Origin of the sequence: Streptomyces sp. NPDC102360 (genome assembly GCF_044766085.1) — a bacterium.
Lineage (GTDB): Bacteria > Actinomycetota > Actinomycetes > Streptomycetales > Streptomycetaceae > Streptomyces.
Genome location: NZ_JBIWLG010000007.1, coordinates 202307 through 216117 on the forward strand (window position 1 = coordinate 202307; position 13811 = coordinate 216117).

Here is a 13811-nt window from a genome sequence, read left to right on the forward strand (position 1 = left end):
CGGACCGGACTTCTGTGAAAACCGCATGTAGTGAGCCCGAGGTCACATCTGTGGTCACAAATGGGTGGATCGTGGCGCACCGGTCACCGGTAGTCGTCCTCGTCGATCGCGACGACGCGGGCCTGCTCCGCCCGGTCCGCCTCGTTCGCGGTGTCCGGGTCGGCCTGCGTGTCGGGCTCGTCGTCCTGCTGGGGCGCGAGGTCCGTGTGCTGCTCCGCGGTGTCGGCCTCGGGGGTCTCCATGCCCGCTTCTTCGGCGGGGCGCTGATCCGCGAAGGTCTCGGGGTCGCTCGGGTCGACCGTCATCGGTGGCTCCCTTCCTCACCTGTCCGTGCGTGGACGGGTGCCCTGATATCGAGGGTAGGAGACACCCGATCGGGGCGCGATGCGGCCTTTCGGGGATCTCTAGAGTGCCGCGGCTGTCTTCTGGGCGAACCCGCCTGGCCATGCCGCGTTGTGGATCTGTGACGGCGAACACGCGATCCACTGTGTGATCGTCTCGTAACATATGTCGCATGTCTTCGACCGAGTCGCCGCGCGTGCCTGCCGTCATCGCCGCCGCGACGCCCACGCCGGGCGCCGTCGAGGTCGCCGAGGGGGAGCGCGTGCGATCGGTCGGGCTCCCCGGGCTGACGTTGTCGGTCCGGTCCCGTCCCGGAGCGCACGAGGGGCTGCCGCCCGCGCTGTACGTGCACGGGCTCGGCGGTTCCTCGCAGAACTGGTCGGCGCTGATGCCGCTGCTCGAGGACGTCGTCGACGGGGAGGCGGTCGACCTGCCGGGGTTCGGCGATTCGCCGCCACCGGACGACAGCGACTACTCGGTGACCGGGCACGCGCGCGCGGTCATCCGCTATCTCGACGCCCAGGGGCGCGGCCCCGTGCATCTCTTCGGGAACTCGCTGGGCGGAGCCGTCGCCACGCGCGTGGCCGCCGTGCGACCCGATCTCGTCCGCACGCTGACGCTGGTGTCGCCCGCGCTGCCGGAGATCCGGGTGCAGCGCACGGCCCTGCCGACCGGCCTGCTCGCGGTGCCCGGCGTCGCCCCGCTCTTCACGCGCCTGACGAAGGAGTGGACTCCGGAGCAGCGGGTGCGGGGCGTCATGGCCCTTTGTTACGGAGACCCGAACCGGGTCACGCCCGAAGGCTTCAGGGTGGCCGTCGAGGAAATGGAGCGGCGGCTCCAACTGCCGTACTTCTGGGACGCTATGGCCCGCTCCGCGCGCGGTGTCGTGAACGCGTACACACTCGGTGGGCAGCACGGTCTCTGGCGACAGGCCGAGCGCGTGCTCGCGCCGACGCAGCTCATATACGGAGGGCGTGACCTGCTGGTCTCGTACCGGATGGCGGCCCGCGCGGCCCGTGCGTTCCGGGACTCGAGGCTGCTCACGCTCCCGGACGCGGGGCATGTCGCGATGATGGAGTACCCGCGGACGGTCGCGACGGCGTTCCGGGAACTCCTCGCCGACACCGAAGCGTTGGACAAGAGGCGCGGGAGCGCCAGTAGTGTCGGTGACGCCGCGAGTGATAGGTCCGGCACCGACGACCACACGACATTGGGGAGCTGAGGCGGCCTGTGGGACGGCATAGCCGCCGAGGATCGGCAGACGGCGAGGAGGACGCCGTCGACGTACAGGTGGAGACCGAGACGCATGCCCCGTCGGGGCGGGGCGTGGGCACCGGGCGCAGGCGAAGGGGGCCCGCCGAGGCACCGCCCGCGCCGGTCCCGCCGTCGGCGGCCGGCCGGCCGCCCTTCTCGGGGCACGCGTCCGCGCGTCCGGGGGCCGGGCCGGTGCGTGGCGGCCACCCCGAGTCGCGGGAGTCGGGCGGCGGCTGGGGTGCGTCCGTGCCGCGTGTCGCGGGCCCCGTCGCGTCGGCACGCGGCCCCGAACACGGTGTGACGGTCCCCGCCGATTCAGCGCTGCCGGGGCCGCGGCCCCGGCGGGAGCGACCGGGTCAGGGCGCGCCGGACCAGCGTGCGCCGGGTCAGGGTGCGCCGGACCAGCGTGCGCCGAGCCAGGGTGCATCGGACCAGCAGGCAGCGGATCAGGCCGCGCCGGTTCAGGGCGCACCGAGTCAGGGTGCGCCGGTTCGGAGGCACCCGCGGCAGGACTACATCGACGCGTTCGACGCCCCTGCGGGCGGCGATACCTCTGCGGGTTTCGGCGCCCTTGCGGGTTCCAACGCCTCTGCTGGTTTCGACACCTCTGTGAGTCCCAACGTCCCCGCGGGGGCGGACCCGTACGCGCGCGTGGCCGAGTGGGATGCCGAGCCGCCGGTGCCGCCGGAGGACGAGGCGTCGGTCGAAGCCGGCGGCGGGCGTGAGAAGCGCGGCAGGGGCATGACCTTCACGGGCATCGCGGCCGCGGCCGTCACCACCGTGCTCGCCGTCGTCGTCGCGGGCCAGGTCGCCGACAGGGACGGCGCCTCCGCGAGTGACGCGCGGGCGCAGGCCGCCGAGGGCGGTCGCCCGGGCGGCGGCTCCGCCTCGCGCACGGACCAGCGGGCCGTCCCGAAGGAGACCGGGAAGCCCGCCCCGGCGACGTACGGGCAGAAGATGGCCAAGAAGTACCCGCTCGCGACGGATCTGAAGGCATCCGGTTCGTTCGCGACGATCCCCGGATTCGACAAGGCGCCGGGCAGCGGGCAGAAATTCCGCTACCGCGTCGACGTGGAGAAGGGGCTCGGTCTCGACGGGTCACTGTTCTCCCAGGCCGTGCAGAAGACCCTGAACGACAAGCGGAGTTGGGCCCACGACGGCGCCCGCACCTTCGAACGGGTCTCCTCCGGGAAGCCGGACTTCGTGATCACGCTCGCGAGCCCGGGCACGACGGCCGACTGGTGCGCGAAGTCGGGCCTCGACACGACGGAGGACAACGTGTCGTGCGACTCCGCGGCCACCGACCGCGTGATGATCAACGCGTACCGGTGGGCCCAGGGCTCGAAGACGTACGACGACGTGCTCGGCGACACCGCCATCCACCCGTACCGGCAGATGCTCATCAACCACGAGGTCGGGCACCGGCTCGGCTTCAACCACGTGAGCTGCTCGCAGGACGGCTCGCTCGCGCCGGTCATGCAGCAGCAGACCAAGTTCCTGACATCGGACGGGATCACGTGCAAGCCCAACCCGTGGGTCTATCCCAAGGGTTGACGCTACGTAGCTGACTGTAGCCGTCTGATCTCTTAGCGCGACCAAACGTCGCGCGTGCGGGAAAGTTACGCCCGTTCACCCCTTTTGGTGGCGTGATGGACAACCGTCCATCACGCCACCGGCATGTCCGCATACGTTCGTCCCGCTGCGAGCCGCCAACCCAACGGCGGCTCCCTGTACGGGAGATCGGGGGTGTACGCGTGCGCATCGGACTGCTTACCGAGGGTGGTTACCCGTATGTGAACGGTGAGGCCAGACTCTGGTGCGACCGGCTTGTGCGCGGGCTCGAGCAGCACGAGTTCGACATCTACGCGCTCTCCACCAGCCAGGAGCAGGAGGACGCGGGGTGGCTCGAACTGCCGCCTCAGGTCATGCGCGTGCGCACCGCGCCGATGTGGTCGGCGGGAGCCTGGAGCGAGAGCGGCGCGCGCGACGGCGCGTTCGGGCGGCGGGCCCGGCGCCGGTTCGCCGCGTTGTACCGGGAGCTGGTCGAGGCCGTGGTGTCGGCCGACGCGACGTCGGACGGCATGGCGTCGGATGACATGAGGCCGAGCGAGGCGGACCGTTTCGCCAACGCGCTGTACGGGCTTGCCGAACTCGCCCGCGACGAGGGCGGCCTTGGCGTCTCCCTGCGTTCCGAGGCCGCTGTACGCATCCTGGAGCGCGCCTGCCGTGCGCCCGGCGCGCTCCGAGCCGTGCGCGCGGCCCGCGTGCCCGATCTGCTCTCCTTCGCCGCGCACGTGGAGCGTGAACTGCGGCCGCTGTCGCTGGACTGGTACGAGGACGGGTCCGGTTTCGACGCCTCCGGCCACTCGGCGGGCGCAGCATCGGGTTCGGCCTCTGGTGCGGCATCGGGTTCGGTGTCGGAGGAGGAGGCGGGGGCTTCGGCTTCGCCGTCGGGGACGTCCTCGGGTTCTTTTGCGTCTGCGTCTACTGCGTCTACTGCGTCTTCTGCGGCTTCGTCTTCCTCTTCGTCGTCAAGCTTCTCCACGGGGCTGTACGGAGGGGGCGGGCTCGCGTCCGTCGACCTCTGCCACGCGGCATCCGGCGGCGCGGCCGCCCTGCCCGGCCTGATCGCCAAGCGCTTCTACGGGGTGCCGCTGCTCGTCACGGAGTACGGGGTGCAGCTCAGGGCCCGGTACATCGCCGCGGGCGACGCCGAGTTGAGCGCGCCGGTGCGCGCGCTCCTCGCCGCCTTCCACGGTCGGCTCGCAGCCGAGGTCTACCGGCAGGCCGCCGTGATCACCCCCGGAAACGCGCACGCGCGGCGCTGGCAGGAGCGGTGCGGCGCCGACCGCGCCAAGCTGCGCACCATCCACCCCGGCATGGAGGCCGGCCACTTCGCCGACGTGGGCGAGCGGGAAGGGCCGGGCGATCCGGACACCCTCGTCTGGGTCGGGCGCATCGACCCCTCCAAGGACCTGATCTCCCTGCTGCACGCGTTCTCCGAGATCCGCAAGGAAGAGCCGAAGGCCCGGCTGCGCATCGTGGGGGTGCCGGAGGCGGGGTCCGTTCCGGGGACCGGAGCGGACGCCTCGGATCTCGCGCCCGACCGTGAGGCCGCGCTGTATCTCGGGCACTGCAAAGCCCTCGCCGCGCAGCTCTTCCCGGACGAGGCGGAAGGCATCCACGCCGTGGGCGAGAACCCCGTCTCCTTCGAGGAGCTGGGCGCCCCCGAGGCCCCCGACCTCGCCGATGTCTACGGCTCCTGCGGCGTCGTCGTCCTGTCCAGCGTCGTCGAAGGTTTCCCGGTCAGTCTGGTCGAAGCCATGTTCTGCGGGCGCGCGACGGTGTCCACGGACGCGGGCGCGGTCGTCGAAGTGATCGGCGGCACGGGGCTCGTGGTGCCGCCGCGCAACCCGCGCGCGCTCGCCGAGGCCTGTGTGGCGCTGCTGCGCGACCCTGCACGGCGCGAACGGCTCGGTGCGGCGGCACGGGCGCGCGCCCTGGAGCTGTTCACCGTCGAACAGAACATCACGGCATTTCACAGCATTTACCTGGAGATCGTCTCGCGCTGCCCGGTGCGCCGGGATGTTGTCGACGACGCGGGCGCCCCCTTGCCGTTCGCCTACCCGCCGGAGGCCCATGTGCCGGGCCGCTGGACCACGCAGAGCTCGGGTGACCGGGGCGGCGCATGGCTGGCCGGACGCTCGGGCGGGGCCGCCGGGACCAGTTGGGGAGCCGGTGGCGGTGCGCGGGAGCAGTTGGCAGGGATGACGCAGGGCTGCGGGAAGGCGGACGGATGACCGGGCGTATCAGCGAACGCACGAGTGAGCGTGCCGCGTTCGACGACACCGATACCGGGGGCGACGCCGATGCGCCCCGAGTACCGGTGAGCGCCGGAGCTTGGGGCGCCGGGTCGGCGGAGGCACTGGGCGCGCGCGGCGATGGAGGCGTCGGCCGCGAGGTGGACGGCGACCCGGCCTCCACGGAACGGGCTGACCTGGAGGACCTGGCTGACCTGGCTGACCTGGAGGATCTGGAGGACCTGGATATGGGGTTGCTGCGTGATCCCACTGCGTGGCGGTCGCCCGTCCTGGAAGCCGGGGACGATGCCCGCGGCCGCGCGGACGCCGAGGCCGGCGACGGAGCCGGTGCCAGTGCCGGTGCGGGTGTCGCGGAGTTCTTTGGCAATGGGCCTCGTGATCGTGATGCGGAGCCGCGTGACGTCGAGCCCGGTGAGATCGGGCGGAGCGAAGTCGAGCCCTGTGACGTTGAGTCCCGTGACGTTGAGGCGCGTGACGTTGAGTCGCGCGGCATCGAGCGCGGCGGTGCCGACATCAGTGGTTCCGATGACGAATCCCGTACGGAGGCCGCCCACCGTGCCGATGTCGCGCGGATCGTCGGTCCTCGCGGCGCCGACCTCCGCGGCGCCGACCTCCGCGGCGCCGATCCCCGCGGCGCCGCCCTCCGCTCCGGCCACCGCCGGTCCGGTGCCGACCCGGTCAAGGGGCTGATGCACCGGCACCGTGAACTGTGCGAGCGGGCCGTCGATCCGCTGGAGATCGCCGCTGGTCTCGAGGCCCACGGCGTCACCGACAGGACCGCCGCCCGCTTCCGCCACAAGGACGTGTTCTCGCTCGCCGAGGAGATGTACGCCCGTGCGTCGAGGGACGGCGACCCGCAGGAGCCCGTCGTGGAGGCCGCCGGTCCCGCCGCCGGCGTGCGCGGCCTGTGGGCGGGGCTCGCGCTGCTGCCGGGGGCCGTCTGCGTGCTCACGCTGTTCGGCGTGCACGCCACTGCGGGCACCGCACGCCTGGCCATCGGGCTCGCCGGCGTGCTCGCCACCCTCGTCGCCCTGCGCGCGACGCTGCGCCGCGGGCCGCTGCGTGCGATCGACGGCCTCTCCGCCCCCTCGGCCCGGCTGTGGTCCTGCTGGCTGCTCGCGTACGCCCTCCTCGGCGACGGCCTCCTCGACGCCGCGCTCGCGGGCGGTCCCGACGAGCCCTGGGCCCCCGCGGCCGCGCCACTGGTCGCGCTCGCCGTCGCCGTCGCGCCGGCCACCTGGTGCGCCCAACTCTTCTCGGGCGGAGCGCGCCGCCGCCTCGCCGCGAGCCGCGGGCTCGCCGAATTCGCCGCATCCGTACGCCCGTTGCTCCTCGGGTCCGTGGCCCTGTTCGCCCTCGCCCTCGTCGCGCTCCTCGTGCTGGCCGGGGCCGTACTCGACGAGAAGGTGGACTACGCCGGAGCGGGCGCCCTGGGCGTACTGCTGCTGCTCGCCCGCCTCCTCGCCGCGCACCGCCGTACGCACGCCCCCGCTGTCGCGCTGGGCGCCGCCGTCGCCGCCGAAGTCCTGGCCGTCGCCACGGTCTTCGCCGCACGGCTGCCCGGCTGCGACGTCCTGGGCGTGCCCGTCGAGACCGCGGTCGACGCGGTCGGTACGGGCGTCGTGCCGACGGCCGCCTGCGCCGTCGCCGCCCTTGTCCTCCTCGTGCACGCCACCCGCACCCTGACCCGGGCCTCCGCCCACGCGAACGCGGAGGCCCCGATCGGCTGGGCGCCATGACCGCCACCCGCGGCATCGCCGCCTCCGTGGAGCACACCGTGCCACCACGGCCGGCACTCGCCGGATGACCAGGACCACCCCGGGCCCGCGGGGCCGACACCGCGGGCCCACCCGAAGACCCAGGGCAACCCTCATAAGGAGAACGCCAGATGACCACCCCTCCTCCCGGAGGCGCCGGATACGCCGGATACTCCGGACCTCACGGGCAGCGCGGAACCCACGACCGGTGCGCCCCGCGCGCGGCGCGCGGAGTGCGCGGCGCCCTCGGAGCGCTCCGAGGGACCGGAGCGCGACGCCTGGGAGGCACCCGATGAGGGTTCTGCTGATCGGAGCCAACGGGTATCTGGGCCGCTTCGTCACCGACCGCCTGCTGGCCGACCCCGCCGTGCAGCTGACCACGCTCGGGCGGGGCGACGACGCCGACGTCCGCTTCGACCTCGCCACCGGCAGCCCTGGCGCACTCACCCGCTTCCTGGACGCCGTCCACCCCGGAGTGGTCATCAACTGCGCCGGCGCCACCCGTGGTGGCGCCCGCGAGCTCACCCGGCACAACACCGTCGCCGTCGCCACCGTCTGCGAGGCCCTTCGGCGCAGCGGCTGCGGCGCCCGCCTCGTGCAGATCGGCTGCGGCGCCGAGTACGGGCCCTCGCAGCCCGGCTCGTCCACCGCGGAGGACGCGGTGCCCCGCCCTGGCGGCCCGTACGGCGTCAGCAAGCTCGCCGCCACCGAACTCGTCCTGGGATCCGGCCTCGACGCCGTCGTCCTGCGCGTCTTCTCGCCCGCGGGGCCCGGCACCCCGGCCGGCTCCCCGCTCGGCCGGCTCGCCGAGGCGATGCGCCGCGCGATGCAGGCCGGCGACGGCGAACTGAAGCTGGGCGGTCTCGGCGCACAGCGCGACTTCATCGACGTACGAGATGTGGCGCGCGCCGTGCACGCCGCATCGCTCTCCGCCGCGCAGGGCGTCATCAACATCGGCTCGGGCCGCGCCGTGCGACTGCGTGACGCCGCCGCCGTGCTCGCCCGCGTCGCCGGCTTCGGCGGATCCCTCCACGAACTCGACGGCCCCGTCGTCGGGATGCGGACATCCGTCGGCCACCCCCGCACCGAATCAGACCACGGGATGCCCCCCGGGCCGAGCGCGTACCCGTACCCCGACGGCTGCGGCAGTTGGCAGCAGGCCGACGTGCGTACGGCCCGCGACCGGCTCGGCTGGCGTCCCCGCATCAACCTCGAAGAGTCCCTCGCCGACATCTGGATGGAGGCGGCATGCCGTATCTGACCCCGACCGCGACCGGCCTGTCGAGCACCGACGTACGACTCGGCTTCGGCATCCCCGGTTTCGCGCACCCCCTCGTCGCACCCGCGGAGTGGGCCGAACTCACTCGTCCCGCAACGCCTTTGCACTGGGTTGTTCTGAATGTGGCCAATGGCCCGGGAGCCCGCCCCGACCAGCACTGCCTGGAGGCGGCGGGGCGGCTCCGACAGGCCGGGGTGCGTGTCCTTGGTCACTTGGACCTGACCCATGGCGCCCGCGCCTTCGGTGAACTGGTCTCCGACGCCCACCGCTTCCTCGACTGGTACCAGGTGGACGGCTTCTACTTCGACCGCTGCCCCACCGAGCGGGCCGCGCTCCCCGAGGTCCGGCGCGCCACCACGACCCTGCGCGCCCTCGTCGACGACGCGCACATCGTGTTCAACCACGGGACCCACCCGTACCCCGGATATGCCGAGAGCGCCGACCAGTTGGTGACTTTTTCGGGCCCCTGGAGCGACTACCGCTGGTCCCAGGTCGCCGAGTGGACCGCCGACTATCCGCACGAGCGGTTCTGCCACTTCGTCCACGGCATGCCGCTCGGTCACCTCGAGGAGGCGCTGCGCATCGCGCGCTGGCAGGGTGCGGGCACCATCTACTTCACGGATCACACGGACCGGGGTGGCGCGACCGACCCCTGGGAGGGGATGCCCGGCTACTGGGACGAAATCGTCTCGCGCATCGGACGCGGTGTCTCGGAATGAAGGGGGGCGTGGCAGTGTTACAGACGGAACAACCGTACGTAGATACCGACCAACGGAGTCCCCGTGTCGCTGCCACCCCTGGTCGAGCCAGCTGCTGAGCTCACCGTAGACGAGGTCCGCAGGTACTCCCGCCACCTGATCATCCCGGATGTCGGGATGGACGGGCAGAAGCGGCTGAAGAACGCCAAGGTGCTCTGTGTGGGCGCCGGTGGCCTTGGCTCGCCGGCCCTCATGTACCTGGCCGCCGCCGGCGTGGGCACGCTCGGCATCGTGGAGTTCGACGAGGTCGACGAGTCGAACCTGCAGCGCCAGATCATCCACAGCCAGGCCGACATCGGCCGGTCCAAGGCGGAGTCCGCGAAGGACTCGGTCCTCGGCATCAACCCGTACGTGAACGTGATCCTCCACGAAGAGCGGCTCGAAGCCGAGAACGTGATGGACATCTTCAGCCAGTACGACCTGATCGTCGACGGCACGGACAACTTCGCGACGCGCTACCTCGTCAACGACGCGTGCGTGCTGCTCAACAAGCCCTACGTGTGGGGTTCCATCTACCGCTTCGACGGCCAGGCCTCGGTCTTCTGGTCCGAGCACGGGCCGTGCTACCGCTGCCTGTACCCGGAGCCCCCGCCCCCCGGCATGGTCCCCTCCTGCGCCGAGGGCGGTGTCCTGGGCGTGCTGTGCGCGTCCATCGGCTCCATCCAGGTCACCGAGGCGATCAAGGTCCTGGCCGGCGTGGGTGACCCGCTGGTCGGCCGCCTGATGATCTACGACGCCCTCGAGATGCAGTACCGCCAGGTCAAGGTCCGCAAGGACCCCGACTGCGCGGTCTGCGGCCCGAACGCGACGGTCACCGAGCTCATCGACTACGAGGCCTTCTGCGGCGTCGTGTCCGATGAGGCGCAGGAGGCTGCCGCCGGTTCCACGATCACTCCCAAGCAGCTCAAGGAGTGGATCGACGGCGACGAGAAGATCGAGATCATCGACGTTCGCGAGCCGAACGAGTACGAGATCGTCTCCATCCCGGGCGCCAAGCTGATCCCGAAGAACGAGTTCCTCATGGGCACGGCTCTGGAGAGCATGCCGCAGGACAAGAAGATCGTCTTGCATTGCAAGACGGGTGTCCGCAGTGCGGAAGTTCTCGCCGTGCTGAAGTCCGCGGGCTTCTCGGATGCCGTGCACGTCGGCGGCGGCGTCATCGGCTGGGTCAACCAGATCGAGCCGGACAAGCCGGTCTACTGAACCTCGACTCGGTCGCTGTGAGCTGATCGGACGGGCCTCGCGCACAGTGCGCGAGGCCCGTCCGCCGTATCGGGGCGGACGCTCGCCGTCAGGAGCACACCTTGCCGTCGCGCGGTATTCGCCCCTCCAGGAGATACGCGTCGACCGCTGAGTCCACGCAGGCGCTGCCCGAGCCGTACGCCCCGTGTCCTTCGCCCTTCCACGTCAGCTCGACGCCGACGCCCGCGCCCAACTCGTCGGCCATGCGGCGCGCTCCTTCGTAAGGTGTCGCCGGATCGCCGGTGTTGCCCACGATGAGAATCGGCGCCGCGCCCCGCGCGCTCACATCCGGATCGTCCCACTGGCCCGGGACCGGCCAGTCGTGACACCAACCCGCCGTGTCCCAGCCCATGTACGGCCCGAACACGGGCGAGAGTTCCCGGAACTTACCGAGCCGCTCCTTTGTCTCCCGCACCGTGGGACGCACCTTGTCGTCGAGGCAGGAGATCGCCCGCTGCGAGTGACTCGCCGTGCCGTAACGGCCGCTCGCGGTACGGTCGTTGTACGAGTCGGCGAGCGCGAGCAGGGCGGTGCCGTCGCCCCGCTCCGCGTCCCGCAGGCCGCGCGTCAGTGCGGGCCAGCTGTTCTTGCTGTACAGGGTGACCGCGATGCCGGTCGTCGCGAGCGACTCGTTCAACTCGCGGCCGCCCGGGGCGGGGAGAGGATTCGCGTCGAGCTTCTTGAGGAGCGCGGCGACCTCGCGCGTACCCTCCCGGGGGTCCTTGCCGCGTGACCTGAAGTAGTTGTCGAGGGCCCGCTGGAATCCGCGGGCCTGATTCTCGGCCTGCCCGACACGTCCCGCGGTCGGATCGACCACGGCATCCAAGGTGAGTCGGCCGGTCTTCCCGGGGAACAAGTGGGCGTAGATTCCGCCCAGTTCGGTGCCGTAGGAGACGCCCATATAGTGCAGCTTCTTGTCGCCGAGGACCTGACGCATCAGATCCATGTCGCGTGCGGCCTCGGCGGTCGACACATGGGCGAGCAGTGCGCCGGCCTGCTTGCTGCAGCCCTTGCCGAACGAGGCGGCATCCTGCAGATACGCCGTCTCCTCGGCTTTGGTGTCCGGGGTGAGGTCGATGGACTCGGCCGCCTGCATCTGCTTGTCGCTCCGGCAGCGGAGCCCGCGGCTTTCCGAGACGCCGCGCGGATCGAAGCTCACCAGGTCGTAGCGCTCACGCAGCTTCGCGTACTGCGGGGCGAAGGCCGGCAGCAGATCGACTCCGGAGCCGCCGGGGCCGCCGAAGTTGAACAGCAGGGACCCGATCCGCTCACTCCGGTCGCCCCGAGCCCTGGTACGGATGAGAGCGAGGTCGATCGTGGGCCCGGTCGGCTCGGCATGGTCGAGTGGTGCCTTGAGTGTCGCGCACTGCCAGTCGGAGCCGGGCGCGGGCGAGTCCGCGTGCGCACGGCACCGCCCCCAGTCGAGCCGCTGGCCGGTGAGTGACGAGGGGAGGGCGGGGGAGCCGTCGCCCGGAGCCGCGTCGGCAGGGCGCGAGGCGGATGCCGACGGTGGCTTCGGCTCGCCTCCGTCGGCGCGCTCGGCCGAGCCGCTGCAGCTCGTGACCAGCCCGGCCGTCAGTACGACGGCCGCGGCCAGCACGAGCGAGCGGACACCATTTCCCGAGCGTGTGCGTGCGCCCGCGGGCGCACACGAATCCTGTGCCGCCATGGCACCTCCCCCCTCAACTGCCCCCGTTCGAAAGACAGTCAAGCCATCGTAGGAGCGCCCGCGGATATCCGGTTCGGCCTGTGGACAACTCTGAGATCACTTGCAGACCGTTCCCTCGTTCGGGGGCTTCCCGCTGAGGAGGTAGGTGTTCACGGCACCGTGCACGCACTTGTTTCCGCTGTCGTAGGCTCCGTGCCCCTGGCCGTCGTACGTCAACTCGACGCCCACGTCCTCGCCGAGCGCGTCGACCATCTTCTTCGCCCCCTCGTACGGGGTGGCCGGGTCGCCGGTGTTGCCGACGACGACGATCGGGGCGGAGCCGGACGCGCTGACGTCCGGGTGCTCGGCGGCTCCGTCGACGGCCCAGCCGGAGCAGTTGAGCATGCCCCAGCCCAGGTAGTCGCCGAACAGCGTGGACGCCTTGCGGAACTCCGGAAGCTTCGCCTCGACGTCCTGCGCCGTGTAGCGGGGCTTGTCGTCGGCGCAGTTGATGGCGATGTTGGCGGCCTGGATATTGCTGTACTTGCCGTCCTCGTTGCGCCCGTTCATCGAGTCGGACAACGCCATGAGGATCTTGCCGTCCCCGTTGTAGGCCTGCTGGAGGCCCTCGGTCAGGTACTCCCAGAAGTCCTGCGAGTACAGGGCCTGTGCGACCCCGTTGGTCGCCGCGGTCTGTGTGAGGTCGCGCGGGAAGATGCCGGGGATCGGCTTCTCCTCCAGCTCGTCGAGCAGCTTGGCGATCTTGGTCTTGACGTCTTGCGGGGTGTCCCCGACCGGACAGTCCTCGGCCTGGGACGTGCAGTGCTTCGCGTAGTTGTCGAGGGCGAGCTGGAAGCCCTTCGCCTGGCCGAGCGCCCCCTCCTCCGGATCCTGGGTGGGGTCGACGACGCCGTCGAACACGGCGCGGCCCATCTTCTTGGGGAACAAGTGGGCATAGACGCCGCCCAGTTCGGTGCCGTAGGAGATACCGAAGTAGTGCAGCCTGTCGTCGCCGAGGACCTGGCGCATGAGATCCATGTCGCGGGCCGCGTCCGTGGTGCGTACGTGGGGGAGGACGTTGTCGGAGTTCTTCTCGCACGTGTCGTTGAACGTCTGGATGTTGTCGACGAGTTTCTTCTGTTCTGCGGTGTCGTCCGGCGTCGAGTCCTGCTGGAAGTAGTCGTCGAGCTGTTTGTCGTCCTCGCACGTGACGCCCGCGCTGCGGCCCACTCCGCGCGGGTCGAAGCTGACGAGGTCGTAGCGGGTGCGCAGCTTCGCGTACTCGGAGCCGAAGGCCGGGAGGGTGGTGACCCCGGAGCCACCGGGGCCGCCGAAGTTGAAGATCAGCGAACCGATCCGCTTGTCCGCGTTCCCGCTCGCCTTGGCGCGGATCAACGCCAGGTCGATCGTCTTGCCCTTGGGCTTGTCCCAGTCGAGTGGCGCCTTCATGGTGGCGCACTGCCACTCGGCGCCGCCGGGGAGCGGGGAGGGCGCGTCACCGCCGCCTTGCGATTCCGCTGGTGCGGGACAGTCCTTCCAGCCCAGCTCCTGGGACGGAAGATCCGCATCGTCCTCCGTGCCGCCGCTGCACGCCGCGAGCGATACGGACAGCAGAGTGGCGACGGTCAGGGCAGCGGTACGGGACCAGGACGGATTGGGCATGCGTCCATCCTGCGGCGGCCGGATCCCGGGCGCTCGGGCTACGGGCTG

Annotated in this window: 10 protein-coding genes; 7 read left to right on the forward strand and 3 right to left on the reverse strand. The window is 71.3% G+C overall.

Annotation, left to right across the window (positions count from 1 at the left end; translation table 11 throughout):
• Nucleotides 1-83: 83 nt before the first annotated feature.
• Nucleotides 84-305 (reverse strand): hypothetical protein, encoded by a 222-nt coding sequence (locus ACIRHA_RS26460; protein ID WP_403850584.1) that lies wholly within the window; start codon nt 303-305, stop codon nt 84-86.
• A 209-nt stretch (nt 306-514) separates the two neighbouring features.
• Here ACIRHA_RS26460 and ACIRHA_RS26465 point away from each other — a divergent pair, with 209 nt between their 5' ends.
• The 7 genes from ACIRHA_RS26465 to moeZ all read left to right on the forward strand — a co-directional run bounded on the left by ACIRHA_RS26465 (nt 515) and on the right by moeZ (nt 10414).
• On the forward strand, nt 515-1564 hold the full coding sequence (locus tag ACIRHA_RS26465; protein WP_403850587.1) for an alpha/beta fold hydrolase: 1050 nt from the start codon (nt 515-517) through the stop codon (nt 1562-1564).
• Between the two features lie 641 nt (nt 1565-2205).
• A complete protein-coding gene (locus tag ACIRHA_RS26470) occupies nt 2206-3150 on the forward strand; it encodes a DUF3152 domain-containing protein (RefSeq protein ID WP_403850590.1) in 945 nt (314 codons plus the stop codon).
• A 200-nt stretch (nt 3151-3350) separates the two neighbouring features.
• Complete coding sequence (locus ACIRHA_RS26475) at nt 3351-5396, forward strand: DUF3492 domain-containing protein (protein WP_403850592.1); 2046 nt, start codon at nt 3351-3353, stop codon at nt 5394-5396.
• Between the two features lie 710 nt (nt 5397-6106).
• On the forward strand, nt 6107-7156 hold the full coding sequence (locus tag ACIRHA_RS26480; RefSeq protein WP_403850595.1) for a hypothetical protein: 1050 nt from the start codon (nt 6107-6109) through the stop codon (nt 7154-7156).
• Nucleotides 7157-7466: 310 nt separating this feature from the next.
• The gene (locus ACIRHA_RS26485) at nt 7467-8435 is read left to right on the forward strand and encodes an NAD-dependent epimerase/dehydratase family protein (RefSeq protein ID WP_403850598.1); all 969 of its coding nucleotides are present in this window, start codon (nt 7467-7469) and stop codon (nt 8433-8435) included.
• Complete coding sequence (locus ACIRHA_RS26490; protein WP_403850600.1) at nt 8423-9172, forward strand: spherulation-specific family 4 protein; 750 nt, start codon at nt 8423-8425, stop codon at nt 9170-9172. The genes ACIRHA_RS26485 and ACIRHA_RS26490 overlap by 13 nt, the downstream gene beginning before the upstream one ends.
• A 63-nt stretch (nt 9173-9235) precedes the next feature.
• The gene (moeZ, locus tag ACIRHA_RS26495; protein WP_351333514.1) at nt 9236-10414 is read left to right on the forward strand and encodes an adenylyltransferase/sulfurtransferase MoeZ; all 1179 of its coding nucleotides are present in this window, start codon (nt 9236-9238) and stop codon (nt 10412-10414) included.
• 88 nt (nt 10415-10502) lie between these two features.
• Here moeZ and ACIRHA_RS26500 read toward each other — a convergent pair whose 3' ends face one another.
• On the reverse strand, nt 10503-12122 hold the full coding sequence (locus tag ACIRHA_RS26500; protein ID WP_403850603.1) for an alpha/beta hydrolase: 1620 nt from the start codon (nt 12120-12122) through the stop codon (nt 10503-10505).
• Between the two features lie 96 nt (nt 12123-12218).
• Nucleotides 12219-13763: an alpha/beta hydrolase gene (locus ACIRHA_RS26505; protein ID WP_403850605.1), complete on the reverse strand. Its 1545-nt coding sequence runs from the start codon at nt 13761-13763 to the stop codon at nt 12219-12221.
• Nucleotides 13764-13811: the final 48 nt, after the last annotated feature.

Coding starts and splice junctions, on each gene's coding strand:
- ACIRHA_RS26500 (WP_403850603.1), bottom strand. CDS start 12,122: ATGGCGGCACAGGATTCGTGTGCGCCCGCGGGCGCACGCACACGCTCG.
- ACIRHA_RS26465 (WP_403850587.1), top strand. CDS start 515: ATGTCTTCGACCGAGTCGCCGCGCGTGCCTGCCGTCATCGCCGCCGCG.
- ACIRHA_RS26490 (WP_403850600.1), top strand. CDS start 8,423: ATGCCGTATCTGACCCCGACCGCGACCGGCCTGTCGAGCACCGACGTA.
- ACIRHA_RS26480 (WP_403850595.1), top strand. CDS start 6,107: ATGCACCGGCACCGTGAACTGTGCGAGCGGGCCGTCGATCCGCTGGAG.
- ACIRHA_RS26485 (WP_403850598.1), top strand. CDS start 7,467: ATGAGGGTTCTGCTGATCGGAGCCAACGGGTATCTGGGCCGCTTCGTC.
- ACIRHA_RS26505 (WP_403850605.1), bottom strand. CDS start 13,763: ATGCCCAATCCGTCCTGGTCCCGTACCGCTGCCCTGACCGTCGCCACT.
- ACIRHA_RS26460 (WP_403850584.1), bottom strand. CDS start 305: ATGACGGTCGACCCGAGCGACCCCGAGACCTTCGCGGATCAGCGCCCC.